This window comes from Brevundimonas sp. FV1ye4L (genome assembly GCF_058681255.1).
Genome location: NZ_CM178734.1, coordinates 909,890 through 934,983 on the forward strand (window position 1 = coordinate 909,890; position 25,094 = coordinate 934,983).

Annotated in this window: 12 protein-coding genes and 1 tRNA gene; 8 read left to right on the top strand and 5 right to left on the bottom strand. The window is 68.6% G+C overall.

Translation table 11 applies throughout. The features are described from left to right. Window positions 1-22 precede the first annotated feature (22 nt). Both ptsP and nagE read left to right on the top strand, forming a co-directional pair. Window positions 23-2,539 carry a phosphoenolpyruvate--protein phosphotransferase gene (ptsP, locus tag ACW17X_RS04390; RefSeq protein WP_492099833.1) on the top strand — a complete coding sequence of 839 codons (2,517 nt, stop codon included), beginning with the start codon at window positions 23-25 and terminating at the stop codon, window positions 2,537-2,539. After that, on the top strand, window positions 2,536-4,239 hold the full coding sequence (gene nagE / locus ACW17X_RS04395; protein ID WP_492099834.1) for an N-acetylglucosamine-specific PTS transporter subunit IIBC: 1,704 nt from the start codon (window positions 2,536-2,538) through the stop codon (window positions 4,237-4,239). Before ptsP ends, nagE begins: the two co-directional genes overlap by 4 nt. Before the next feature lie 49 nt (window positions 4,240-4,288). On the opposite strand, the gene galA is transcribed toward nagE, so the two are convergent. After that, window positions 4,289-7,060 carry a beta-galactosidase GalA gene (galA, locus tag ACW17X_RS04400; protein ID WP_492099835.1) on the bottom strand — a complete coding sequence of 924 codons (2,772 nt, stop codon included), beginning with the start codon at window positions 7,058-7,060 and terminating at the stop codon, window positions 4,289-4,291. A gap of 176 nt (window positions 7,061-7,236) precedes the next feature. Continuing rightward, complete coding sequence (locus ACW17X_RS04405; RefSeq protein ID WP_492099836.1) at window positions 7,237-7,974, bottom strand: GntR family transcriptional regulator; 738 nt, start codon at window positions 7,972-7,974, stop codon at window positions 7,237-7,239. 194 nt (window positions 7,975-8,168) lie between these two features. On the opposite strand from ACW17X_RS04405, the gene ACW17X_RS04410 reads away from it, so the two are divergent. The 6 genes from ACW17X_RS04410 to ACW17X_RS04435 are packed head-to-tail and all read left to right on the top strand — an operon-like array spanning window position 8,169 to window position 21,300. Continuing rightward, window positions 8,169-10,469 (top strand): beta-N-acetylhexosaminidase, encoded by a 2,301-nt coding sequence (locus ACW17X_RS04410; RefSeq protein ID WP_492099837.1) that lies wholly within the window; start codon window positions 8,169-8,171, stop codon window positions 10,467-10,469. Continuing rightward, window positions 10,466-13,072, top strand: coding sequence for a beta-mannosidase (locus ACW17X_RS04415; protein WP_492099838.1), 2,607 nt, complete (start codon window positions 10,466-10,468; stop codon window positions 13,070-13,072). Before ACW17X_RS04410 ends, ACW17X_RS04415 begins: the two co-directional genes overlap by 4 nt. Continuing rightward, window positions 13,069-15,660: a glycoside hydrolase family 3 C-terminal domain-containing protein gene (locus ACW17X_RS04420; RefSeq protein WP_492099839.1), complete on the top strand. Its 2,592-nt coding sequence runs from the start codon at window positions 13,069-13,071 to the stop codon at window positions 15,658-15,660. The genes ACW17X_RS04415 and ACW17X_RS04420 overlap by 4 nt, the downstream gene beginning before the upstream one ends. Continuing rightward, complete coding sequence (locus ACW17X_RS04425; protein ID WP_492099840.1) at window positions 15,657-17,084, top strand: glycoside hydrolase family 125 protein; 1,428 nt, start codon at window positions 15,657-15,659, stop codon at window positions 17,082-17,084. The genes ACW17X_RS04420 and ACW17X_RS04425 overlap by 4 nt, the downstream gene beginning before the upstream one ends. Then, the gene (locus tag ACW17X_RS04430; RefSeq protein ID WP_492099841.1) at window positions 17,081-19,387 is read left to right on the top strand and encodes a GH92 family glycosyl hydrolase; all 2,307 of its coding nucleotides are present in this window, start codon (window positions 17,081-17,083) and stop codon (window positions 19,385-19,387) included. The genes ACW17X_RS04425 and ACW17X_RS04430 overlap by 4 nt, the downstream gene beginning before the upstream one ends. Next, window positions 19,384-21,300, top strand: coding sequence for an alpha-L-fucosidase (locus ACW17X_RS04435; RefSeq protein WP_492099842.1), 1,917 nt, complete (start codon window positions 19,384-19,386; stop codon window positions 21,298-21,300). Before ACW17X_RS04430 ends, ACW17X_RS04435 begins: the two co-directional genes overlap by 4 nt. Before the next feature lie 54 nt (window positions 21,301-21,354). Here the strand turns inward: ACW17X_RS04435 and ACW17X_RS04440 are convergent. The 3 genes from ACW17X_RS04440 to lon all read right to left on the bottom strand — a co-directional run bounded on the left by ACW17X_RS04440 (window position 21,355) and on the right by lon (window position 24,246). Continuing rightward, window positions 21,355-21,431, bottom strand: a tRNA-Val gene (locus ACW17X_RS04440). 32 nt (window positions 21,432-21,463) lie between these two features. Continuing rightward, window positions 21,464-21,739, bottom strand: coding sequence for an HU family DNA-binding protein (locus tag ACW17X_RS04445; protein WP_492099843.1), 276 nt, complete (start codon window positions 21,737-21,739; stop codon window positions 21,464-21,466). A 110-nt stretch (window positions 21,740-21,849) separates the two neighbouring features. Beyond that, window positions 21,850-24,246, bottom strand: a complete 2,397-nt coding sequence (lon, locus tag ACW17X_RS04450) for an endopeptidase La (protein WP_492099844.1) — start codon at window positions 24,244-24,246, stop codon at window positions 21,850-21,852. Between the last annotated feature and the right edge of the window lie 848 nt (window positions 24,247-25,094).

Here is a 25,094-nt window from a genome sequence, read left to right on the forward strand (position 1 = left end):
TTGATTTTCGGGGGAAGACAGTATGGCGAACATCATCATCACGGCGCCGATCCAGGGTTGGTTGACCCCGATGGCCGCCGTTCCCGACCCCGTGTTCGCCAGCGGCGTCCTGGGTGACGGCGTCGCCATCGACCCCACCGGCGATCGTGTTGTGGCGCCCTGCGATGGCGTCGTCACCAGCCTGCAGTCGGCTGGACACGCCATCGCCATTCTGACGGACGAGGGCGTCGAGGTGCTGATCCACGTCGGAGTCGATACGGTCGCTTTGGGCGGCCGGGCCTTCACCGCCAGCGTCGCGGTCGGCGACCGAGTCGTTCGCAACGATCTTCTGATCACGCTGGATCTCGACGACATCGTTCAGAACGCCAGCGCGGCGGTGACGCCTGTGATCATCACCAGCGCCGAGCGGTTTTCGATCTCGTCGCGTGCGGGCGAGGGTCCGGTCGCAGCGGGCGCCCCGATCCTGACCCTGTCGGAACAAGCTTCGACCGAGACCGCCGCGACTTCGCCGGATCCATTGACGCCGCCGGACCGGGCGCAACTCAGCGTCCATGTCGCCATGATGCACGGCATCCACGCCCGACCTGCCGCGCGCCTGCGCGAGGCGACGGTGGATCTGGAGGCGGAAGTCGCACTGGTTCACGGCGAGCGCCGGGCGGCCTTGACCAGCCCAATCGCCGTAATGGCGCTGGGCGTTCGTCATGGCGACACCATTGTCGTGTCAGCCACCGGGCGTGACGCCGAACGGGCGGTCGCCCTCGTCGCCGGCCTGATCGAGGACGGCATGGGCGAACGCGGCGAGCCGCTCCATCCGGCCCCGTCCGTCGTCGCCCCCGTTCCCCCCCGGACCATCCCGGACGACGGGCGGCTTGTCGGGGTCGCCGCAGCGCCTGGGCGGGTCATCGGAATCGCCCATCGGCTGCAGGTGGCGGAAATCATCTTCACCGAGACGGCGACGGACGCTGCGGCGGAGCAGGCAGCCCTGGACGCGGCGCTCGACGCGGTCGGCGTCCGCCTGGCTCAGGCCAAGATCGGGGCGAACGCCGATGAACAGGCGGTCCTGACCGCCCACGCCTCCATGCTCACCGACCCGTCGCTGGTCGAAGCGGCTGTATCGGTGATCAAGACCGGCGGCAGCGCCTGCGCCGGATGGCGCGCGGCGATCCGCGAACAGGCGGCGGTCCTTCGCGCCGGCGGCGACGCCCGAATGGCGGAACGCACGGACGATCTGCTCGATCTGGAACGGCGCGTCCTTCAACAGTTGACCGGCACAGCCGAGACCGCCGGCGCGCCCCTGCCCCCCGACGCCGTCGTGATGGCCCGCGACCTCCTGCCGTCCGACGTGGTCGATCTGGCGCGTCGCGGCGCGGTGGCATTGTGCGTCGAAGGCGGGGGGCCGACCTCCCACGCCGCCATACTGGCGGCGACAGCGGGCCTGCCCATGGTCGTGGCCCTGGGGGCGGTGCTGGACAGCGTGACCGACGGCGTCTGCCTGATCGTCAACGGAGACGAGGGCGTGGTCGAGCCGGCGCCCGATGACGCCCGCCTGACCCAGGCGCGAGCAGAAATTGCGGCTGAACAACAAAGGATCGCCGCCGCCCGCGCCGCCCGCGACGTCCCCTGTCGCACCCGCGACGGCGTACGGATCGAGGCCTACGCCAACTGCGGCTCGGTGGACGACGCCTGCGCGGCGGTCGAGGCCGGGGCGGAAGGCTGCGGCCTGCTGCGCACCGAATTCCTGTTTCTCGAACGGGACACTCAGCCGACGGCCTCGGAACAGACGGCGACCTATCAGGCGATCGCCGACGCCCTGTCGCCGCGCCCGCTCATCATCCGGCTGCTGGATATCGGCGGCGACAAGCCCGCCCCCTATCTGCCGATCGCGACCGAGGAAAACCCGGCCCTGGGTCTGCGCGGCATCCGCGTCGGCCTGGCCCATCCCGAGGTTCTCGAGGCCCAACTTCGGGCCATCCTGGCCGTAACCTCGACCGGCGCGCTCCACATCATGGCGCCGATGATCGCCAGCCTCGACGAACTGCGCCAGGTGCGCGCCGTGCTGGACCGGCTTAAAGCCGAGCTCTCCATCACCTCCCCGGTCTCCCTGGGCGTCATGGTGGAAACGCCGGCTGCAGCCATCACCGCAGATCTGCTGGCGGCGGAGGCCGACTTCCTCTCCATCGGCACCAATGACCTGACCCAGTACGCCCTGGCGATGGATCGCGGCAATCCGGCGGTCGCGGCGGGCGTTGACGGCCTGCATCCCGCTGTCCTGCGCCTGATCGCCGAAACCTGTCGCGGCGCCGCCCGCCGCCAGACGCCGGTGGGGGTTTGCGGGGGCCTGGCCAGCGACAGTCTGGCCGTTCCCATCCTGATCGGCCTGGGCGTGACCGAGCTGTCGGCCGCCCCCGCACGCGTCACCGCGATCAAGGCCCTGGTCTCCGGCCTCGACGCCGTGACCTGCCGCGCCCACGCCACCGCCGCCCTCAATTGCGCCTCCGCCGCCGAGGTTCGGGCGCTCGCACGGAAGTTCGCCGCATGAAGTCGCTGCTCGAGGCCCTCCAACCCCTGGGCCGCGCCCTGATGCTGCCCATCGCCGTCCTGCCCGTGGCAGGGCTGATGCTGCGCCTGGGCCAGGCCGATCTGCTCGACATTCCCTTCCTCGCCGCCGCTGGCGACGCCATCTTCGCCCACCTGGGCTTGCTGTTCGCCATCGGGGTGGCGACCGGGTTCGCGCGAGACGGCGACGGCGCGGCCTGCCTCGGCGGCGTGGTCTGTTTCCTGGTCGCGACCGAGGCCGGAAAGGCCCTGCTGGCCGTGCCGCCCGAGGCCGCCGCAGGCCTCACGGGCCCCGGCGCCGATCTGGCCGTCGCCGCCTGGAAGGCCAAGGCCATGGCCAAACTGGACGTGCCCATCGGCATCCTGTCGGGCCTGATCGGCGGCGTCTTCTACAACCGCTTCTCGGGCTTGAAACTGCCCTCCTACCTAGCCTTCTTCGGCGGCCGCCGGTTCGTGCCGATCGCGGCGGGCGTCGCGGGTCTAGTGCTGGCGGCCGCCGTCGGCCTCGGCAACGCCGGGATCAGCGCCGCCATCGCGACGATGAGCGACTCCATCTCCCAGAGCGGCAGCGTCGGCCTGTTCCTGTACGGGATGTTCAACCGTCTCTTCCTCGTCACCGGCCTGCACCACGTCCTGAACAATTTCTTCTTCTTCGTTCAGGGCGATTATCAGGGCGTCAGCGGCGATCTGCGGCGCTTCTTCGCGGGCGACCCCACCGCCGGCGGCTATATGACCGGCTTCTTCCCGGTGATGATGTTCGGCCTGCCCGCCGCCTGTCTCGCCATGTATCACGCCGCCCGCCCCGAACGGCGTCGCGCGGTCGCCGGGCTGCTGTTCAGCTTGGCCCTGACTTCGGCGCTGACAGGGGTGACCGAGCCGATCGAGTTCACCTTCATGTTCCTGGCGCCGGCCCTCTACGTCATCCACGCGGTGCTGACCGGCGTGTCCATGGCGGTGATGGACCTGCTGAACGTGAAGCTGGGCTTCGGCTTCTCGGCCGGTCTGTTCGACTATGTGCTCAGCTTCGGCAAGGCGACGCGGCCCCTGCTGCTCATCCCGGTCGGCCTGGTCTATTTCGCCATCTATTACGGCCTGTTCCGCCTGGTCATCGAGCGTTTCGACCTGCCGACGCCGGGACGCGAAAAGGACGAGCCGACCGCCCCGACCCAGAACGCAGCCCTGACCGATCGCGGCACGGCCTTCATCTCCGCCCTGGGCGGCGCGGTGAACATCACCAAGGTCGACGCCTGCGCCACCCGCCTGCGCCTGATCGTGGCGCGTCAGGACGCCGTCGATGCGGCGGCCCTGAAGACCCTGGGCGCACTCGGGATCGTGCGCCCGTCGGACCATGCGCTCCAGGTCGTGCTGGGCCCCGTGGCGGACATCGTCGCCGTCGAAATCCGCGACGCCCTGGCCCGTCCAGTCACTGCGGCGCCGGATCAGGTCGCCGTTCCGTCCGTCTCGGCCGCGCCTTCCGATAGCGCTCAAGACGCGCCCACCCTGTCCGCAGCGCTGGTGAAGGCTCTGGGCGGCATGGACAATATCCTGTCCAGCACCCGACATCACGGACGCGTCCGCGTGGTCGTGGCTGAACCGGTCCTGATCGACGACCAGGCTCTGGCGACAGCGGGTCCGCGCGGCGCCTGCCGCCCCTCCCCCTCCGTCGTGCATCTGCTGAGTTAGATCGCAGCAAGCCAGACGGCGCCCGCAAGGGCCGCCGTCTGGTCGATCTTCAGCGAAGGGCCTTCAGCTTGACCGGCCCAGTCACGCCCGACGCTTCGCCCGGCGCCGCCTCAATGATCAGCGTGACACGGCGTTCGCCGGCGCCGGGACCGAACGCGGCGACACCGTCCCTCAGGGGCGTCGCCTGGCCGTCGATCCACAGCGAGACCGCGCCAGACAGACCTTCGAACTGCAACACCCCCCCCTCCTGGGCGACGGCGCGCCAGGGCGTCACCGCCGAGCGATAGACGCGCCAGTTCCGCGTCAGCTCTGCGCCGGTCGTCACGCCGCTTCGGACGAAGGCCCAGCTGTTGTTGTCGCCGTCGGTCGGCGCCAGGCTCGGATCTGGACGCTGCCCCAGGGCCGGCGACCGCCGCCAGCCCAGGATCGGCTGTGCCGGGACCAGAACGGGCGCGTACCGAGGCGCCGCCCGATCCAGCCGTTCGACCGCCAGCCGCGCGGGCCGCAGTCCGGGCGCGGAGGCCGTCACGACGATCCGTCCCTTCCCCGCCGCCGCCTGAACGATCACCTGCGCCAGACCGTTGAACAACGACCGCGCCGCGCCCTTCTCCGGCTCGTGGCTGTTGGGATTTCCATTGCCCAGGCCGATGATTTCCGCCCCCGCCACGTCAAAGGTCACGGGCAGGTTGGCGGTGGGCACATGGCGTCCAGCGGCGTCCACCGCATCGACCGTGATCGTCTGCACATCCTCTCCGTCGCCCGCCATCACCGTCCGCGCCGGCGTCAGCCGCAACCGAACCGGCGCGCCCGTCGTCTCGTGCGCGGCCGTGGCGACGACCCGTCCCGCACGTCGGGCGAAGGCTTCGATCCGACCCGGCTCATAGGGAACCGTCCATTCCGCCCCCATGATCCGGTCGCAGGCGACGACGCCGAGCGAACGTCCGTTCAGCTTCAGTTCGACCTCATCGGCGTTGGACATGACCAGCACCGGGACCGGCTGTCCCTCGCGCCCCGGCCAAGTCCAGTGCGGCGTGATCGACACCACGTCCTGATCGTCGATCCAGTGCGCCCGGTGAATATCGAAGGCCGTCTTGGGGAAGCCGCACAGGTCCAGGATGCCAAAGAAGCTAGCAATGGTAGGCCAGGCGTGCGGCGTCGGCTCGCCATGATAGTCGAACCCGGTCCAGACGAAGCCGCCGGCGACGAAGGGCCGATCCATGATCGCCTTCCAGGTCTTGCGATGCGTATCGCCCCAACTCGCCGCCTCGGTGTCATACGAGGTGATCACATTAGCCCGCGGATCGCTGGCGAAGGCGCCCCGTGTCTCAAAGGCGCTGGTGTCCTCCGAACTGGTGATCGGCCGGGTCGGATGAAGCGCGTGAAAGCGATCATAGTCGCCTTGGTAGTAGTTGAAGCCGGTCACATCGACGACGCTCGACACATTGACCGGCTCGAAGAAGGCCCCGTTCATCGCCGCCGTCACGGGCCGCGCATCGTCCAGCGCCTTCACCGCATGGGCCATGCGGCGCACCATTTCGACCCCGGCTTCGGAGCCCTGCATCGGCTCCTCGTTGAAGACCGACCACAGGATCACGCTGGGATGGTTGCGGTCACGCCGGACCAGCCACTCCAGCTGCGCCATATAGTCGGGCGCCGGGTTGAACACCCGGTTCTCGTTCATGACCAGGAAGCCCATCCGGTCGCACAGGTCCAGGAACTCTACGGCGGGCGCATTGTGGGCGCTGCGAATGGCGTTGCAGCCCATCGCCTTCAGCCGCTCCAACCGCCAGCGCACCAGCCCGTCGGGCATGGCCACCCCGACGCCCGCATGATCCTGGTGAATACAGACGCCCTTTAGCTTCAGCGGCTGGCCGTTGAGGAAGAAGCCCTGGTCCGCGTCGAATCTCAAAGTGCGGAAACCGACCGCGATACGCCGCTCGTCCACCACGCGCCCGTCGGCCAGCACCTGGGTCAGGACCGTATAAAGCGTCGGCTGATCGACCGACCACAGGGCCGGATCGGCGACGGGAATCGACACCGAGGCCACCGCCCGTTCCAGGGCGGGAACCGCCAGCGACGCACGGCGGGTCGCCAGAGTTCGGCCCTGCGGGTCCAGCAGGCTGGCTTGCACCTCGACTTGGTCCGGGTCGCGACCGACGTTGAACAGGGTCGCTTCGACAGGCACGTTCCAGCCGCCGTCCGCGTCCTGTCGCGGATCACAGTGGACGCCGTCGGTGATCAGGGCGACGGGTGCGCGCACCGTCAGCCAGGCATGGCGATACAGGCCCGCGCCCTCGTACCACCATCCCTCCATCGCCTCCGCATCGACGCGGATGGCGATCACATTCAGCTCGTCGCCGAACCGGGCGAAGGGCGTCAGATCGACCTCGACACTGTTATAACCGGACCAGTTGTGCGCCACGATGCTGCCGTTGGCCCAGATGGTGGCGTGGGTGGCGATGGCGCCGAACTGCAGCAGTATGGTCTTGCCGCGATCGGCCGGGTCCAGCCGGATCGTCCGCCGATACCAGCCGATCCCGCGCGGCCGAAAGCCCTGGGAGATGTTGGCCGTCTCGACGAAGGGCTGGGACGCCGCCCAGTCGTGCGGCAGGCGCACACGGCTCCAGTCGCTGTCGTCATAATCCATGGCCGCCGCGCCCCGCGCATTGCCGGCCTTGGCGTTCAAATAGGTGTTGTGATGGTCGGCCGGCGGCGGGGGGACAATGTCGCCTTCATGAAACAGCCACCCCAGATCCAGACTGATGCGGGACGGATCCTCGACCGGCAGAGGCTCGGGCAAGGTATTCAGGGGCGCGGGCATCGGCAGGGCTCCGGCGCCGGTTGCGCGCCCGGCTTCTCGGCCGGCGTCCGCTGATGCGACGCCCGGGATCATAAACCCCGCCGTGCTCGCACTGCCGATCAAAAGGTTGCGGCGATCGACGATCATGGCGGCTCCACGCGAAGACTGGGCCGCCGCAACGCGCCGGCGAATAGAGTTCAGATGTCCGAAAGCTCGGCGACGAAGTCATAGGCGTCGCCGCGATAATAGGACCGCGTCAGCTCGACGGTCCGCCCGTCCCTCAGGAAGGCCCGTCGTTCGATCAACAGCCCAGGGCTGCCCAATGACACGCCCAGCATCTTCGAATGCTCGCCGCCGAACGGTACGGCCCTCAAGCGCTGAAGGGCGCGGACAGGGCGCATCCCGTTGGCTTCCAGCGCGGCGTAAAGCGAATCCTCCACGGCCTCCAGCGACGGCAGGGCCGTGCCTAGGATGGTCGAGAACTCCAGCGCCATCGGCGTCTCGTCCGCGAACCGGATGCGCTGGAACCGATGGACCGGAACGCCCGGCGACACGCCGAAGGCGATGGCTTCTTCCGGCGTCACCGTGCCCGAGGCGCGCGCCACCCAGCGGCTGCTCGGCACGCGGCCGCGCGCCACCATGTCTTCCGAGAAGGAGGACAGTTTGGAGAAATTCTTTTCGACCCGCCCCGCGACGAAGGTGCCCGCGCCGCGACGGCGGCTCAGCAGCCCGTCTTCCACCAGGTCGCCGATCGCGCGCCGCACCGTGATGCGCGACACGTCATATTCGGTCGCCAGATCCCGCTCCGCCGGCAAGGCGTCGCCCTCCGCCAGGGTTCCGGCGGTGATGGCGTCCCGGATCAGCTGGCGCAATTGGATGTAAAGTGGCGCCACATTGCTCGGCGACAGCGCGCCGATCCGTTGCGAAAAAGACATGCCCCTCTCGATCTTCCTGCCACCGGTTCAGAACCGATCCATGTTCGTCCTCGCATGGCGAATAGGGAATTCACAATACCATTAAGCGGCATAGCCGCTGGAAAACGACGATTCGTCACACCGGATAGGGCTGGACGCCCCGTTGAGAGGGCGCCATCGTGCGACAGTACCAAAATCGGACCAAAGAGGGTGGGATGATGCAGAAAGCCATGATTGCGGCGGTTTGGGCGGGGGCCCTTCTTCACGTATCGTCAGCCTCGGCTGCAGCCGAGACCGCCGCGCCCCTGCCGCTGATTCCCATGCCGGCATCGGTCACACGTACGACGGGCGGCGTCTCCATCACGAACGGCGCCGGAATCGTCGCTTCGGACGCGGGCGCGACCGCCGTGGCGCGACTGCTGATCAATCAGGTTCGAACGACGCGGGGACTTGAGCTTCGCACTGCGACCAACGGCGCCGTCCGCCTTGAACGCGACGCCGGCGTCGTCGGCGAGGGCGCCTATCGGCTCGAGGTTTCGGACGCCGGAGTGCGGATCACCGCCTCGACGGATTCGGGCCTGCTGTACGGCGCCATGACCCTGGCTCAGCTGCTGTCGCCCGACACCGCCTTCGGTCAACCCGTGACCGTCCCGGCCATGGTCATCGAGGATCGTCCCGCCTATCGCTGGCGGGGCTATATGGCCGACGTGGCGCGCCACTACCAACCGGTCTCGGCGCTGAAGACCTCCATCGACCAGATGGCGGCGCTCAAGCTGAACGTCCTCCATCTGCACCTGTCCGACGACCAGGGCTGGCGCATCGAGATCAAGCGCTACCCCGAGCTGACGCGGATCGGCGCCTGGCGCACCACGCCTTCGGCCGGAAATGAGCCGCCCAAACGCTATGGCGGCTTCTATACTCAGGACGAGATGCGCGATCTGGTCGCCTATGCCGCCGCGCGGGGCGTCACCATCGTCCCCGAAATCGACCTGCCTGGCCACGCCCAGGCCATCGTGGCCTCCTATCCCGAGCTGGGCGTCTTCGGCGACCGTCCGCCGGTCTCGGGCGACTGGGGCGTCAATCCCTATCTGCTCGACCCCGGCCCGGAAGGGATCGCCTTCGTCAAGGCGGTGCTTGACGAGATCATGGACATCTTCCCCGGCCAGTACATCCATCTGGGCGGCGACGAAGCGATCAAGGACCAGTGGAAACGCTCGCCCCGCGTCCAGGCCCTGATGCGTGAACAGGGGATCGCCACCGAGAACGCACTCCAGTCCTCGCTGATCCGCGAGTTCGACGCCTATCTGCGGGCCGATGACCGGGTGCTGATCGGCTGGGACGAAATCCTCGAGGGCGGCGGCCTGCCGCAGTCCGCCGCCGTCATGTCCTGGCAGGGCGAGAAGGGCGCGATCGAAGCCTCGGCCGAGGGACATGACGTCGTCCTGTCGCCGGCGCCCATCCTGTATCTGGACAATATCCAGTCCTGGCTGCCGGGCGAACCGCCGATGCGGCCGGCCAATCCGGCCATGACCCTGGAACGGGTCTATGGCTACGACCCCATGCCCCAGGCCATCGCGCCCGCCGACCGCCACCATGTGCTGGGCGCTCAGATGAACGCCTGGTCGGAATATCTCTCGACCCCGGCCCTGGTGTGGCACGCCACCTTCCCGCGCCTGGCCGCCTTCGCCGACAATATCTGGTCCGGCTCGCAGACCCGCGACTTCCCCGGCTTCCTCGACCGGCTGGAGCCCCAGATGGCGCGCTGGAAACGGGCCGGCGTGCCCGCCGCCGACAGCGCCTTCGCCGTCGGCTACACGCTTCAGGGCGCCCGCTCCGACGCCGTCCGCACCGGCCAGGCGACCGTCGCCCTGGCCAGCCAGACCGGACAGGGCGTGATCCGCTACACCCTGGACGGCTCCGAACCCTCGCCGACCTCGACGGCCTATGCCCAGCCCCTGACCACGCCCCTGGGCGTGACCATCCGCGCGACATCGTTCGGCGCCGGGGACCAGGCCCTGGCCGCGCCCCGCGCCTATGAAGCCCGCCCCGCGGCCCTGCTCACCGCCGACGTCAACGCCCTGTCCGCCTGTATGGGCGGGATCGAGCTGCGCCTGCCGCTGGATCCGGATTCCGGCGCGGTGGCCCCGGCCTATAACGCCAACATCTTCGACGACTGCATGAACTGGCGGAACGCCCCGCTCTCGGTCGCCAAAGGCTTTGACATCGACGTGGCGCGCCTGCCCTACAACTTCGGCATCGCCAATGATTTCAAGCGGATGAAACACTATTTCGCCGCGACCCAGTTCGGCGAACTGATCGTCCGCGCCGGCGGATGCGAAGGAACGCCGGTCGGAACCTTCCCCCTGCCCGATCCCGCCGCCGCGCCCGTGCAGATGCGTTTCGCGGGAACCCTGCCCAGCGGCCTGACTGACAGCGACCTGTGCATGACCTTCACATCCCCCATCGGCGACTATTTCTACGCCGTCGGCGGCGTCACTCTGGAGGCGGCTCAATGAGATCGAATCGCGTCAGCGCACTCGCACTAGGCATCGCCCTGTCCTGGGCCATCACGGCCCCCGCCTTCGCCGGCGAACGCCAGACCACCGCGCTCGACACCGGCTGGTCGTTCAGGATCGACCCCACCGACGTCGAGGCCGTGCGCGCCCACCCCCGCGCCGCCCGCTGGCTGCCGGCCCGGACGCCGGGCAGCGTGCAGCAGGATCTGATCGCCGCCGGCCTCGTCACCGACCCCTTCGTCGGGCTGAACGAGGCGGACATCCAGTGGGCCGGACTGACCAACTGGGAATACCGACGCACCCTTGAGGTGACGCCCGAGATGATGGCGCGCGGCCATCTCGATCTGGTGTTCGACGGGCTCGACACCTTCGCCACGGTTCGGGTCAACGGCACCGTCCTACTGTCGGCGGACAACGCCCATCGGCGCTGGCGCGCCGATGCGAAGCCCCTGCTGAAGCTGGGGGCCAATACGATCACCGTGACCTTCGCCTCGCCCATCGACACGCTTCAGCCCATGGTCCTGGCCGAGGCCCATCCCCTGCCCGGCGAGTATGACAGCGCCTTCGGCGACGAGCCCAAGGGTCGTCAGACCTCCCCCTATATCCGCAAGCCCAAATATCATTACGGCTGGGACTGGGGTCCCCGGATCGTCAACATCGGCCTGTGGCGGCCGGTGTCGCTCGACGCCTGGGACGACGCCCGGATCGACACCCTGACCATCGACCAGGAGTCCGTGACCGACGCCGAGGCGCGGATCAACGCCCGCCTCGACATCACGGCGGACACCGCGACGTCGGTGCTGGTCCGTGTCGATCTGACCGGCCCCGACGGCCGGACCCAGACCCAGACCCGCCCCGCTGGCCTCGCCCCCGGCGCCAACCGGCTTTCGGTCCCGGTGAGTATCGCGGCCCCGCGTCGCTGGCAGCCGATCGGCTATGGCGACCAGCCGCTCTACACCGTCACGGCGACCCTCGTCGAAGACGGCCGCGACAGCGACCGCGCCTCGAAACGCACAGGGCTACGCACCGTCGAACTGATGCGCGACGACGGCGGTTTCGGGCTCAAGATCAACGGCGTGCCCATCTTCATGAAGGGCGCCAATCTTATCCCGTTCGACAACTTCCCCGCCCGGGTCAGCCGCCAGGATCAGGCGCACGTGCTGCGTATGGCCGCCGACGCCAATATGAACATGATCCGCGTCTGGGGCGGCGGCTATTATCCCGACGAGGCCTTCTACGAGGTCGCCGACGAACTGGGCCTGATGGTCTGGCAGGACTTCATGTTCGGCGGCGCCGTCACGCCCCCCGGCGCCGACTTCCGCGACAATGTGGCGATCGAGGCGACGGAACAGGTCGAACGGCTGCAGGCCCACCCGTCCCTGGTCATCTGGGCCGGCAATAACGAGGTCCTGTCCGGCTGGGAAAACTGGTCCGACCGCAAGGCCTTCAAACGGGCGGTCGGGCCGGACGAGCAGGAACGGATCGGAACCCATATGGCGGTTCTGTTCGACCGGGTCCTGCGTGAGGCGGTGACGCGCGGTGACGCCGACGTGCCCTACTGGCCCGGCTCGCCCTCGACCGACTACGAGACCCCCACGGACACCGACCGGGACGGCGACCGCCACTTCTGGGACGTCTGGTCGGGCTCGAAGCCCATCGAACGCTATACCGACAGCTGCCCGCGCTTCATGTCGGAGTACGGCTTCCAGGCCATGCCAGGCCTGGCCACCATCGCCGCCTTCGCCGGCACCACAGACCTGAACGCCGACAGTCCGGTGATGAAGGCGCACCAGAAGTTCCTCTCGGGTGAAGGCAACGCCCGCATCCTCTTCTATCTGGCCCAGCATCACCGCACGCCGCGCGACTTCGCCGACCTGGTCTATCTCAGCCAGGTGATGCAGGCCGACGCCATCCGCACGGCGGCCCTGCACCACCGCGCCTGCCGCCCGGTGACCATGGGCTCGCTGTACTGGCAGCTGAACGACACCTGGCCGGCCGTCTCCTGGTCCAGCATCGACTGGTACGGCCGGCCCAAGCTGCTGCACCACGCCGCCCGCCGCTTCTTCGCGCCCCAGGCCATCGTCGCCGAACGCCGCGCCGAACAGACCCGGATCGCCCTGGTGTCCGACGCCACGACCCCGGTGGCCGGTCGCTGGACCCTGCGCACCCTGACAATGGACGGCCAGGTTCTGGCCGAGCGCGGCGGCGCCGTGACCCTGGACCCGCTGTCGGCCGTCGATGTCGTCAATATTGACGACGCCGAGTTGTTCGGCGCCGCCCCGGCCCAGAGCAGCTACGCCGTCGCCGAACTGAGGCTGGACGGACGCCGCGTCAGCCGCGCCGTCATCGAACGGGCCGAGCCCAAGGACATGGCCTATCCCGCCCCCGGTCTATCGACCCGCTGGGACGGCGACCGCCTGACCGTCACCGCCGCCAATCTGGCGCGCGCGGTCATGATCGATTTCGGCGTCGTCGCCGCGACCCCGTCCGACAACGGATTCGATCTTCTGCCCGGCGAGAGCGTGACGGTGACGGTGGACAGCGCCGCAGATCCGCAGGCTCTGCGTCAGGCCCTCACCCTTCGCACCCTGGCCCAACCATGAGACACAGCACTGCAATTCTGGCCTTGCTGATGGCGGCTGGCCTCGCCGCCCCCGCAGCGGCCCAATCGGTCAACTGCGCCGCCTGCGCCCCCTCGGACGCCTCGGCTCCGGCCTCTTCCGGCGAAGGCCTGACGCTGGAACGCAAGGCGGCCCAGCTGATGAACGCCGCTCCGGCCGAGCCCCTGCTGGGGCTGCCCGCCTATGACTGGTGGAACGAGGGCCTGCACGGCCTGGCCCGCAACGGCCAGGCCACGGTCTTCCCCCAGGCCATCGGCCTGGCCGCGACCTGGGACGTCGATCTGGTGCAGCGCGTCGGCGACGTCACCTCCACCGAAGCTCGCGCAAAATGGAACGCGCGCCCGACCAATGCCGGTCGCGACCTGTTCGAGGGCCTGACCCTCTGGTCCCCCAACATCAACATCTTCCGCGATCCGCGCTGGGGCCGGGGCCAGGAGACCTATGGCGAAGACCCCTATCTGACCGGCCGCCTCGGCGTCGCCTTCGTCCAGGGGCTACAGGGGCCGGACCCGGACCATCCCAAGGTCATCGCCGCGCCCAAACATCTGGCGGTACACTCAGGGCCCGAGGCAGGTCGCGACAGCTTCTCCGTCAATGTCTCGCCGCATGACCTTGAGGCCACCTATCTGCCCGCCTTCCGCGCCTCGGTGGTGGACGGCAAGGCCCAGTCCCTGATGTGCGCCTACAACGCCATCCACGGCACGCCCGTCTGCGCCTCCTCGGCCCTTATGGTCGACCGGCTGCGGGGCGACTGGGGCTTTACCGGCGTGACGGTGTCGGACTGCGACGCCGTGGCCAACATCTATCTGTTTCATTACAGCCAGCCCGACGCCGCCCACGCCGCCGCCGCCGCCCTGAAGGGCGGCACCGACATCAACTGCGGCGGCGCCTATCGCGCCCTGCCCGCCGCCGTGCGCGCGGGTCTGGTCGATGAAGCCGTGGTGGACGCCGCCCTGGATCGGGCCCTCGCCGCCCGACGCGCCCTGGGCGCCGTCGTCGACGGCCGCTCTCCCTGGGACTCGATCCCCGCGACAGCCGTGGGCACGGCCGAACACCGCGCCCTGGCGCGCGAAGCCGCCGAAAAATCCATCGTCCTGCTCGAAAACAGCACGGACCTTCTGCCCCTGCAGAACCAGAAGATCGCGGTCATCGGCGCCAACGCCGACGACCTCAATGTGCTCGAGGGCAATTACCACGGCGCGGCCATCGATCCGGTCACGCCGCTGGAAGGTCTGCGGGCGCGCTTCGGTGCGGCACGGATCTCTTACGCCCAGGGCGGTCCTCTGGCCGAGAACACCCCGGTCGTCCTGCCCGAAACGGCGCTGAGCAGCGGCGGCCGACCGGGGCTGGAGGTCGAGGTCCGCGACGGCGACGGCCGCGTGATCCGCAGCGGCCACGACCGCCGCATCGACCTGAACCTGACCAAGACCGCGCCGTTCAAGGCGCGCTGGACCGGCCTGTTTACGCCCCCTGCCCCCGGCCGCTATCGCCTGATGATCGACGGCCCCGCCTGCTGGCACGCCTGCCCGGCGCATGACGCCGTGCGGCTCTGGGTCGACGGCGTCAAACAGATCGACAGCATCATCGGCGGCTCTGGCCTTGAGGTCGGAGTCGCCGGCGACCGGCCTTCCGAAATCCGGCTGGAGCTGGACCACAACGGCGGCGACGAAGGGATTCGGCTGCGCTGGATCGCCCCCGCCGAGGTTCAACGCGCCGAAGCCGTGGCCGCAGCGGCGGCGTCTGACGTCGTGGTCGCCGTGGTCGGCCTGGCGCCCGATCTGGAAGGCGAGGCCCTGCGCGTCTCGGCCCCCGGCTTCGTCGGCGGCGACCGCTCCGAGGTGATCCTGCCCGAGCCCCAGATCGACCTGCTGAAGGCGCTGGCCGCGACCGGCAAGCCCCTGGTGGTGGTCATCGCCTCTGGCAGCGCGGTGTCGCTGGGCGACCTAAAGCCCGAGGCGGTCCTGCAACTCTGGTACCCCGGCGTCGAGGGCGGAACCGCCCTGGCTTCCGTCCTCAGCGGCGACGTCAATCCGTCCGGCCGTCTGCCGGTGACGATCTACGCCTCCAGCGCCGACCTCCCGGCCTTCACCGACTACGGCATGAAGGAGCGGACCTACCGCTACTTCACGGGCACGCCCGCCTGGTCCTTCGGTCACGGCCTCAGCTACACCCGCTTCGCCTATCAGCCGCCCCGCCTCCCCGAGACGATCGGCGCGGGCCAGCCGCTTGAGGTCGCCGTCTCGCTCCGCAACACCGGCGCGCGCTCGGGCGAGGACGTCGTCCAGGCCTATCTCCTGCCGCCCGACGCCGGACGCGAGGGCAATCTGACCGACCCGGTGCTGCAACGTCAGCTGGCCGGATTCGCGCGGGTGTCCGTCGCGCCGGGCCAGACCCGCGAGGTCAGACTGACCATCGACCCGCGCGCCATGAGCAGCGTGGACCGCACGGGTACGCGCCGCGTCCTGCCGGGCGCCTATCGTCTTTGGCTGGGCGGCGGTCAGCCGGGCGACGCCGACGGCGTCTGGACCCAGTTCGTCGTCACCGGCCAACCCGTGGAGTTGCCGAAATGATCCCGACCCGACGCGCCCTTCTCGCCACGGGCGCCGCCTTGGCCGCTGCCCCGGCGCTCGCAGCGCCCCCCGCCGCCCCCTTCATCAGCCGCCGCCCCGCCGTGTCGGATCGCCGTTTCACCAGCGTCGCCGTCGAAGCGGAAATCCAGCGCGTCTCGGCCCGGATTGCCGATCCCAAGCTGCGATGGATGTTCGCCAACTGCTATCCGAACACTCTCGACACCACCGTGCGGATGTCTCAGGTCGACGGCGCGCCCGACGCCTTCGTCATCACCGGCGACATCCCCTGCCTGTGGCTGCGGGACTCGGCGGCGCAGCTGAAGCCCTATCTGAATCTGGCGAACCGCGACCCCGCCCTGGCCGACGTCTTCCGGGGACTGATTGCCCGCCAGGCGCGCTCGATCCTGATCGACCCCTACGCCAACGCCTTCATGGAAGACCCGTCGGCCGCCTCGAATCTTGAATGGGCCCTGTCCGACGAGACGGAGATGAAGCCCGGCGTGGCCGAGCGGAAATGGGAGATCGATTCCCTCTGCTATCCGATCCGTCTCGCCTACGGCTATTGGCGCCAGACCCGCGACCAGCGCCCCTTCGACGCGACCTGGGCCGCAGCGGCGGCGGCGTCCGTTCGGACCCTGCGCGAACAGCAGCGCAAGGACGGCCCCGGCCCCTATCGTTTCCGGCGCAAGGCCAACCAGCCGACCGAGACCCTGCTGTGGGGCCAGGGCAATCCGACCCGTCCGGTCGGCCTGATCCATTCGGCCTTCCGCCCGTCGGACGACGCCTGTCTCTATCCCTTCCTCATCCCCGCCAACCTGTTCGCCGTAACCACCCTGCGCGAGCTGGCCGCTCTGGCCGTCGAGGCTCGTCCCGATCCGGCCCTGGCCGCCCAGGCCACGGCCCTGGCCGACGAGGTCGAGGCCGCCCTGCGCCAATGGGGAACCATGCGCCTGCGCGACGGGCGCGAGGTCTGGGCCTATGAGGTCGACGGCTTCGGCAACGCCGTCTTCATGGACGACGCCAACGCCCCCTCCCTGTCCAGCCTCGCCTATCTGAACTGCGTCAGCCCCGCCGACCCGCTGTGGCGCCGCACCCGCTATGCGGCCTGGAGCTCCGACAATCCCTGGTTCTTCAAGGGCCGCGCTGCCGAGGGCATAGGCGGGCCCCATGTCGGCCTGGGCCAGGTCTGGCCCATGTCCCTGATCATCCGCGCCCTGTCGTCCGACGATCCGGCCGTAATCCGGGCCTGTCTGCGCCAGTTGCGCGACACCGACGCCGCCACCGGCTTCATGCACGAGGCCTTCGATCAGGACGATCCGACCCGTTTCACCCGGTCCTGGTTCGCCTGGGCCAACGGCCTGTTCGGTGAACTGATCGTCCACCTCGACCAGACGGCGCCTGCGCTGTTGCAGGAAACCCTATGATCTCGCGTCGCGCCCTTCTCGCCTCCGCGGCCCTGATCGCCCTGCCTGTTCCCGCGTTCGCCGCCCGCCCGACCTCGACCCGCCCGAACCTGTTCATCGGCACCGGCGGCGACGGCCATACCTATCCCGGCGCGACCCTGCCCTTCGGCATGGTCCAGCTGTCGCCGGACACCGATGTCGAGCGATGGGCGACCTGCTCTGGCTATCACCGCGACGACGACTCCATTCAGGGCTTCAGCCACACCCACCTGTCGGGCACGGGCATAGGCGACATGCTGGACGTCCTGGTGGTCCCCACGACCGGCCCGGTCCAACTCCTGCCCGGCCCGCTGGCCGATCCCGATCAGGGCTACCGCCAGCGCTTCTCCGACGAACAAGCCCTGCCCGGCGACTATCGCGTCACTCTGGAATCCGGGGTCCGGGCCGAGCTGACGGTAACGGAGCGGACCGGATGGCACCGCTATAGCTTCCCCCAGGGCGCAGGCCATCTGCTGGTCGACCTGTCCCATCTGGTGGCGGACAGGCCGGGCGCGCGGCCCTTGATCGACGAGGCGTCTCTGGCCCTCGACGCCGACGGAACCCTGACCGGCGGACGCCGCGTGCATCGCTGGGCCAAGGGGCGGCGGATCTATTTCGCCCTCCAGGTCTCGCGCCCGCCCGACCGGGTGGTCCTGTACGGCGACGATGATGTGGAACAGCCCGCCGGCGCTAAGGGCGTCACCGGCAAGCGGCTCAAAGCCGTGCTCCACTATGAGGACGCCGGCGCCGCCCCGGTTCTGGTCCGCTGCGCCCTGTCGGGCGTGGACGTCGCCGGCGCCCGCGCCAATCTGGCGGCCGAGGCCTCGCACTGGGACTTCGACCGGGTGCGTCAGGCGGCCCTGACGCAATGGGCCCAGACCCTGGACTGTATTCGGGTGGAAGGCGGGTCCAAAGATCAGCGCACCATCCTGTCCTCGGCCCTCTATCACGCCGTGCTGGCCCCGACCCTGTTCTCGGACGTGGACGGCCGCTACGTCGGGCTGGACCGCCAGGTTCACACCCTGCCGCGGGGCGAGGCCGCCTACAGCACCTATTCGCTATGGGACACCTATCGCGCGGTTCATCCGCTGCTGACCCTCATCGCGCCCGACCGCGCCCGCAGCCTGGTCGGCGATCTGATCCGCCAGACCCAGCAGAGCGCCTACGGTCCGCCCGTCTGGCCGCTTCAGGGCGTCGAGACCGGCACCATGATCGGCTGGCACGCCGTGCCCGTTCTGGCCGAGGCCATGGCCAAGGGGATCGTCGCCGATTACGCCGCCGCCTGGCCCGCCATCGCGCGGCGCAGCTTCGATTTCAGCGCGCCCGACCTCGCCAACAGCCGGGGCCGCGCCCTGTACGACCAGTTGGGCTACATCCCCGCCGACAAGGTGGGCGAGAGCGTCAGCCGGACCCAGGAATACGCCTATGACGACTGGGCGGCCTCCCATATCGCCCGCGCCGCCGGCGCTGAGGCCGAGGCCCGCCGCCTGGTCCAGCGCTCTGGCAATTGGCGCGGCGTCATTGATCCGGCCATTGGTTTCGCCCGGCCCCGTTTCGCCGACGGCGGCTGGTGGACGCCCTATGACCCGATCCAGCTGGGCCACATGCCCCGGCCCGACTGGCGCGACTACACCGAGGCCAACGGGTGGCAAGCGACCTTCCTCAACCAGCACGACATCTACGGCCTGATCGGCCACCTCGGCGGCGACGCCGTGTTCGAGGCCAAACTCGACGCCCTCTTCTCCGCGCCCTCGACCCTGCCCGCCAACGCCCCGCCCGACATCGCCGGTCTGGTCGGCCAGTACGCCCACGGCAACGAGCCCGATCAGCACGCGCCCTACCTCTATGCCTATGTCGGCGCGCCCTGGAAGACCCAGGCGATGGTGCGTCGCCTCTGCACCGAGATGTATCGCAACGCCCCCGACGGGATCATCGGCAACGACGACTGCGGCCAGATGAGCGCCTGGTTCGTCTTCTCCGCCCTGGGCCTCTATCCGGTCGATCCGGTCGAGGCGGCCTATGTCTTCGGTTCGCCGCTGTTTGATCGCGCCCAGGTCTCTCTCGGCGGCGACCGCACCCTGGTGATCGAGGCGCGGAACAACGCCCCGGATCACGCCTATGTCCAGTCGGTCCGCTGGCGTGGCCGCCCCTGGACGAAGGCCTGGATCTCCCACGCCGAGCTCGTGCGCGGCGGAACCCTGTCCTTCACCATGGGGCCCCGGCCTAACCTCGACTTCGGCCTCGCCCTCGCCGACCGCCCGCCTTCTTTCGGAAAAGCCGCATGACCCTCGACCGTCGCTCCCTGATCGCCGCCGGCGTCGCCCTGGCCGCCGCCCCCTTGGCCCTGCCCGCTCGCGCTTCGGCGCGCGTGGCCCCGCCCGCCCCCTGGGGCGCGGTTCCCTCTGCCCGCCAGTGGCAGTGGCACCAGCGCGAGCAATACGCCTTCGTCCACTTCGCCATGAACACCTTCACGGACAAGGAATGGGGCTACGGCGACGAATCTCCTTCAATGTTCAACCCGACCGATTTCGATGCGGACCAGATCGTCGCCGCCGCCCAGGCCGGCAATCTGAAGGGCGTCATCCTGGTCGCCAAACACCACGACGGCTTCTGCCTGTGGCCGACGACGCTGACCGAGCATTGCATCCGCAACAGCCCCTACAAGGACGGCAAGGGCGATATCGTCGGCGAAGTCGCCGCCGCCTGTCGCCGGGCGGGCATGGGCTTCGGCATCTATCTGTCGCCGTGGGATCGCAACCACGCCGAATACGGCCGCCCCGCCTATATCGACTATTTCCGCAAACATGTGGTCGAGCTGTGCACCCGCTACGGCGAGCTGTTCGAGTTCTGGTTCGACGGCGCCAATGGCGGCGACGGCTATTACGGCGGCGCGCGTGAAACGCGCCAGATCGACGCCCCCGCCTATTACAACTGGCCCTCGATCGTCGCCCTGGTCCACAGCCATCAGCCGATGGCCTGCACCTTCGATCCCATGGGCGCCGACATCCGCTGGGTGGGCAACGAGGACGGGATCGCCGGCGACCCCTGCTGGCCGACCATGCCCGCCCATCCCTATGTCCAGAGCGAGGGCAATTCGGGCGTGCGCGGCGCCCCCCTGTGGTGGCCGGCCGAGACCAACACCTCGATCCGCCCCGGCTGGTTCTTCCACGCCGACGAGGACGCCAAGGTCCGCAGCCCCGCCAATCTGGTCCGCTATTTCGACACCTCGGTCGGGCGCGGCACCAATATGAACCTGAACATCCCGCCCGACCGGCGCGGCCGCATCCCGGATCAGGATGTCCGCATCCTGAAAAGCTTCGGCGATGCGATCCGGGCCAGTTTCGCCGTCAATCTGGCGGACGGCGCCGCCGTCTCGGCCAGCCATGTTCGCGGCTCCGGCTATGAGCCTGCCCGCGTGCTGGACGGCGACCGCGAAACCTACTGGTCCACGCCCGACGACGTCGTCACCCCCACCCTGACGCTGGACCTGGCGTCTGAACAGAGCTTCGACCTGATCCGCCTGCGCGAATATCTGCCGCTCGGCGTGCGCGTCACCCGTTTCGCCGTCGAGGCCGAGGTGGACGGCGCCTGGCGCGTCCTGGCCGAGCACGAGTGCATCTCGGCCCAGCGCATCATCCGCCTGGACCAGCCGATCAAGGCCCGTCGTCTGCGCCTGCGCGTGCTGGAGGCGCCGGCCTGCCCCGCCATCAGCGAATTCTCTGTCTTCCGTTCGGTCGCGCCCGTCGCCGTCCCGCCGGTGGCGTCCAGTGATCCGAAGGTCCTGTCCACCGCCGGCTGGCGCATCGCAGACGCCAGCGCCCTGGGCGCCGAGGCCCTGCTCGATACCGAGGTCTCCACCGCCTGGATCCTGCCTGCGCCGACGCCGTCTCAACCGGCGACCGTTACCCTCGACCTGGGCGCGGTCCAGGATCTGGGCGGCTTCAGCCTGACCCCGGCCCGCCATCCCATCCGGGGCGCGGCGCCTCCGCGCGGCTACCGCGTCGAACTCAGCACCGACGGAACCCGATGGACGCCCGAGGCGACCGGCGAACTGTCCAACATCGCCTACGCCCTCTCCACCCAGAGGGTCGCCTTCGCCGGCCCCAGAACAGCCCGTTACATGCGCTTCAGCTTTGCCGAGACCGCCCTTCCCGCCGCTCGGCTCGCCATCGCCGGCATCGGCGGTTTCAAACCCTAAGGCAAAGAGGCGGGGACAATCGGAACACCGTCGGCACGGCCGTTCCCAGGACGGTGGTAGGCGGCGACGGGTTCGAACCGCCGACCCTCTCGGTGTAAACGAGATGCTCTGACCAGCTGAGCTAGCCGCCCTTGGACCGAAGCGGGCTTATGCCCTGCGACCGTCAGCCGTTCAAGGCGCTTTTCAGACCCTCGCCGGGGCGAAAGCGCGCGGTCCGGGAGGCGGCGCGGACGACGGCCTCGCCGGTCTGGGGGTTGCGGGCCACGCCGGCCTTGCGATCGATCGGGGTGAAACTGCCGAAGCCGATCAGCTTGACGTCTCGCCCCTGGGTCAGGGCCTCCACCACGCCCTCGGTGAAGGCTTCGAGCGCCGTCTTGGCCTGATCACGGCTGATGTTCGCGGCTGCGGCCATGCGGCCGATAAGTTCGGCTTTTGTCATGTCGTCCTCCCCTTGACCGTCAGTAAACGGCGGATTGGCGCTCGCGTCAAAAGCGAAAACGCCGCCGACATGAATGTCGGCGGCGTTTAGCATTCGACTTAAGTCGGGTCTCAGTGGCTGACGGTCGCCGTCGCCCCTTCAAGCGGCGGAACAGGCGCAGGCAGAGGCTCGGCGGCCTCGTCCCATTCGACCGGAGTCAATGGACCGATCAGGGCCCATTTCAGGGCTTCGTCCGCCGTGGAGATCGGCACGATCTCCAACGCCGACTTCACATTGTCGGGCACGTCGGCCAGGTCCTTCTCGTTCTCCTGCGGGATCAGCACCGTCTTGACGCCCGAGCGGAGGGCCGCGAGCAGTTTCTCCTTCAGGCCGCCGATGGCGGTGACCCGGCCGCGCAGGGTGATCTCGCCGGTCATGGCGATGTCCTTGCGGATGGGGATTCCGGTCAGGACCGAGACCATGGCCACGGTCATGGCGACGCCGGCGGACGGGCCGTCCTTGGGCGTGGCGCCGTCCGGCACGTGGACGTGGATGTCGGTCTTCTCGAACACCGGCGGCTTGACGCCGAAATCGAGGGCGCGGGACCGGACGTATGAGGCGGCGGCGGAGATGGACTCCTTCATGACCTCCTTCAAGTTGCCGGTCACGGTCATGCGGCCGCGGCCCGGCATCTTGATGGCTTCAATCGTGAGAATGTCGCCGCCGAACTCGGTCCAGGCCAGACCGGTGACGATGCCGACCTGATCCTCTTCGTCCGTCTCGCCGTAGCGGAACTTCTTCACGCCCGCATATTCGGCCAGCCTGTCCGCATCGACGGTGATCGAGGCGACCTTGGTCTTGGCCATCTCGCGCACGGCCTTGCGGGCCAGACCGCCCAGGGCGCGTTCCAGTGAGCGCACGCCGGCTTCACGAGTGTAGTAGCGGATCAGGTCGCGGATCGTGTCTTCCGGAATGACCAGCTCGCCCGGCTTCAGACCATGGTCGGTCAGTTGCTTGGGCAGGACGTGACGCTTGGCGATCTCAACCTTCTCGTCCTCGGTGTAGCCCGAGACCCGGATGATCTCCATCCGGTCCATCAGCGGCTGCGGCATGTTCAGGCTGTTCGCGGTCGTCACGAACATGACCTGGGACAGGTCGTAGTCGACCTCCAGATAGTGGTCGCCGAAGGTCGAGTTCTGAGCCGGATCCAGCACCTCGAGCAGGGCCGAGGACGGGTCGCCGCGCCAGTCGGACCCCAGCTTGTCGATCTCGTCCAGCAAGACGAAGGCGTTGGTGGTCTTGGCCTTCTTCATCGACTGGATGATCTTGCCGGGCATGGAGCCGATATAGGTCCGGCGGTGACCGCGGATCTCGCTCTCGTCGCGCACGCCGCCCAGCGACATGCGGACATATTCACGCCCGGTCGCCTTGGCGATGGACTTGGCCAGCGAGGTCTTGCCGACGCCGGGAGGGCCGACGAGGCAGAGGATCGGCCCCTTCAGGCTGCCGGTGCGGGCCTGGACGGCCAGATATTCGATGATCCGTTCCTTGACCTTCTCCAGGCCGAAGTGGTCCTCCTCAAGGATCTCCTCCGCCTTGTTGAGGTCGATCGTCTTCTGCTTGGCCTTGCCCCACGGCACGGACAGCAGCCAGTCGAGATAGTTGCGGACCACGGTCGATTCGGCCGACATCGGCGACATGTTGCGCAGCTTCTTGACCTCGGCCTCGGCCTTGGTGCGCGCCTCCTTGGACAGGCGCGTCTTGCGGATGCGCTTCTCCAGCTCCATGACCTCGTCGCGCGAGTCGTCGGTCTCGCCCAGCTCGCGCTGGATCGCCTTCATCTGCTCGTTCAGATAATATTCGCGCTGGGTCTTCTCCATCTGGCGCTTCACGCGCGAGCGGATCTTCTTCTCGACCTGGAGGACGGAGATTTCGCCCTCCATCAGACCGTAGACCTTCTCCAGCCGCTTGGGCACGTCGATGGTTTCCAGCAGGCCCTGTTTATCGGCGATCTTGACCGACAGATGGGCGGCGACCGAGTCGGCCAGCTTGGAGGCGTCGGTGATCTGGGGGATCGAGCTGAGGGCCTCGGGCGGGACCTTCTTGTTCAGCTTCACATAGTTCTCGAACTGCTCGACCACGGCGCGCAGCATGGCCTCGGCCTGGGAGGCCTCGCCCGGCTCGTCCTCGATCTCGACGGCCTCGGCCTCGAAATAGTCCTCACGATCGGTGAAGCGGGTCAGGCGCGCGCGGCCCTTGCCCTCGACCAGGACCTTGACGGTGCCGTCGGGCAGTTTCAGCAGCTGCAGCACGCTGGCCAGGACGCCGATGGGATAGATGGCGTCCGGCGACGGGTCGTCGTCGACGCTGTTCTTCTGGGTGGCCAGAAGGATCTGCTTGTCGCCCTTCATGATCTCGTCGAGGGCCTTCACCGACTTCTCGCGGCCGACGAAGAGCGGCACGACCATGTGCGGGAAGACGACGATGTCGCGCAGCGGCAGGACGGGCAGGATCTTGGATTCAGTCATGGATGCGTACTCCTGGGCCATTGATGATCGCCGGCCCGCCGCCACGGTCGATCGGGCAAGAGGCCCGACCGGCGCATGACGGCCCGTCGATTCCGACGGCGTTCGGATGAGTATGTGGTTTGAAACCGCCCCGGTTCAAGCGTGACGGCCGAACCGCCCACATCTGCGTGGTTTGGGCGCATCGCGTGACGCCGGGCGAGCGGAGGCGCCGACGCGCTTTCGCTGCGAAGTGTGGAGGGCAGGACGGAGCGCCGGGCCTCGCCCGGAGTGATTTAGTTTTACCGTTTCGACGAAGACAGACGCTCCGCGCGCAGGGTGTTTCTGCCGGCCGGGGATATTGAAGCGGCAGTTGTGATGCCTCTTCCCCATGGCCTGCGTCAGGTCGGCGATCCCTGCGAAGGATCGTCCCGAGTGCGACCGGGTTCCTAACCCCGAGTCCTCCGCCGACGTTTCTGCGCGGGATGAGCCCACCGATGCACCGTCATGCGGCGCGGGGGAATCCCACCCCCGCCCCTGATCCCTACGCTCCCGCCGCCGCAAGGTCGCAGGCCTTACGAGCCCTCCTAGCGACGAGACCGACAGGAGTATGCGCGCGTTTTGAGGGGTGGTTAGAAGAGGGGGGTGAGATTCTGTTAGAGCGTTGTATTCTTTGAGGTCGAGGCAGCGTCATTGTGCGCGCAGCCTCTTCTCTTTCGTTATTCCGGGCGAAGGGCCGCTTGGCCCGCAGACCCGGAACCCAGCGGCGCCGAAGGCGAAATCTGTAAGCCGCACGATGTTGGAACAGCGAGTCCGCGACAGGTTCGCGCTCTCGCGCGCCGCTGGGTTCCGGGTCTCCGCTGCGCTTCGCC

What these genes read in the sequence shown, in the direction of transcription:
- ptsP (WP_492099833.1), top strand. Translation starts at nt 23, where the DNA reads ATGGCGAACATCATCATCACGGCGCCGATCCAGGGTTGGTTGACCCCG.
- nagE (WP_492099834.1), top strand. Translation starts at nt 2,536, where the DNA reads ATGAAGTCGCTGCTCGAGGCCCTCCAACCCCTGGGCCGCGCCCTGATG.
- galA (WP_492099835.1), bottom strand. Translation starts at nt 7,060, where the DNA reads ATGCCCGCGCCCCTGAATACCTTGCCCGAGCCTCTGCCGGTCGAGGAT.
- ACW17X_RS04405 (WP_492099836.1), bottom strand. Translation starts at nt 7,974, where the DNA reads ATGTCTTTTTCGCAACGGATCGGCGCGCTGTCGCCGAGCAATGTGGCG.
- ACW17X_RS04410 (WP_492099837.1), top strand. Translation starts at nt 8,169, where the DNA reads ATGATGCAGAAAGCCATGATTGCGGCGGTTTGGGCGGGGGCCCTTCTT.
- ACW17X_RS04415 (WP_492099838.1), top strand. Translation starts at nt 10,466, where the DNA reads ATGAGATCGAATCGCGTCAGCGCACTCGCACTAGGCATCGCCCTGTCC.
- ACW17X_RS04420 (WP_492099839.1), top strand. Translation starts at nt 13,069, where the DNA reads ATGAGACACAGCACTGCAATTCTGGCCTTGCTGATGGCGGCTGGCCTC.
- ACW17X_RS04425 (WP_492099840.1), top strand. Translation starts at nt 15,657, where the DNA reads ATGATCCCGACCCGACGCGCCCTTCTCGCCACGGGCGCCGCCTTGGCC.
- ACW17X_RS04430 (WP_492099841.1), top strand. Translation starts at nt 17,081, where the DNA reads ATGATCTCGCGTCGCGCCCTTCTCGCCTCCGCGGCCCTGATCGCCCTG.
- ACW17X_RS04435 (WP_492099842.1), top strand. Translation starts at nt 19,384, where the DNA reads ATGACCCTCGACCGTCGCTCCCTGATCGCCGCCGGCGTCGCCCTGGCC.
- ACW17X_RS04445 (WP_492099843.1), bottom strand. Translation starts at nt 21,739, where the DNA reads ATGACAAAAGCCGAACTTATCGGCCGCATGGCCGCAGCCGCGAACATC.
- lon (WP_492099844.1), bottom strand. Translation starts at nt 24,246, where the DNA reads ATGACTGAATCCAAGATCCTGCCCGTCCTGCCGCTGCGCGACATCGTC.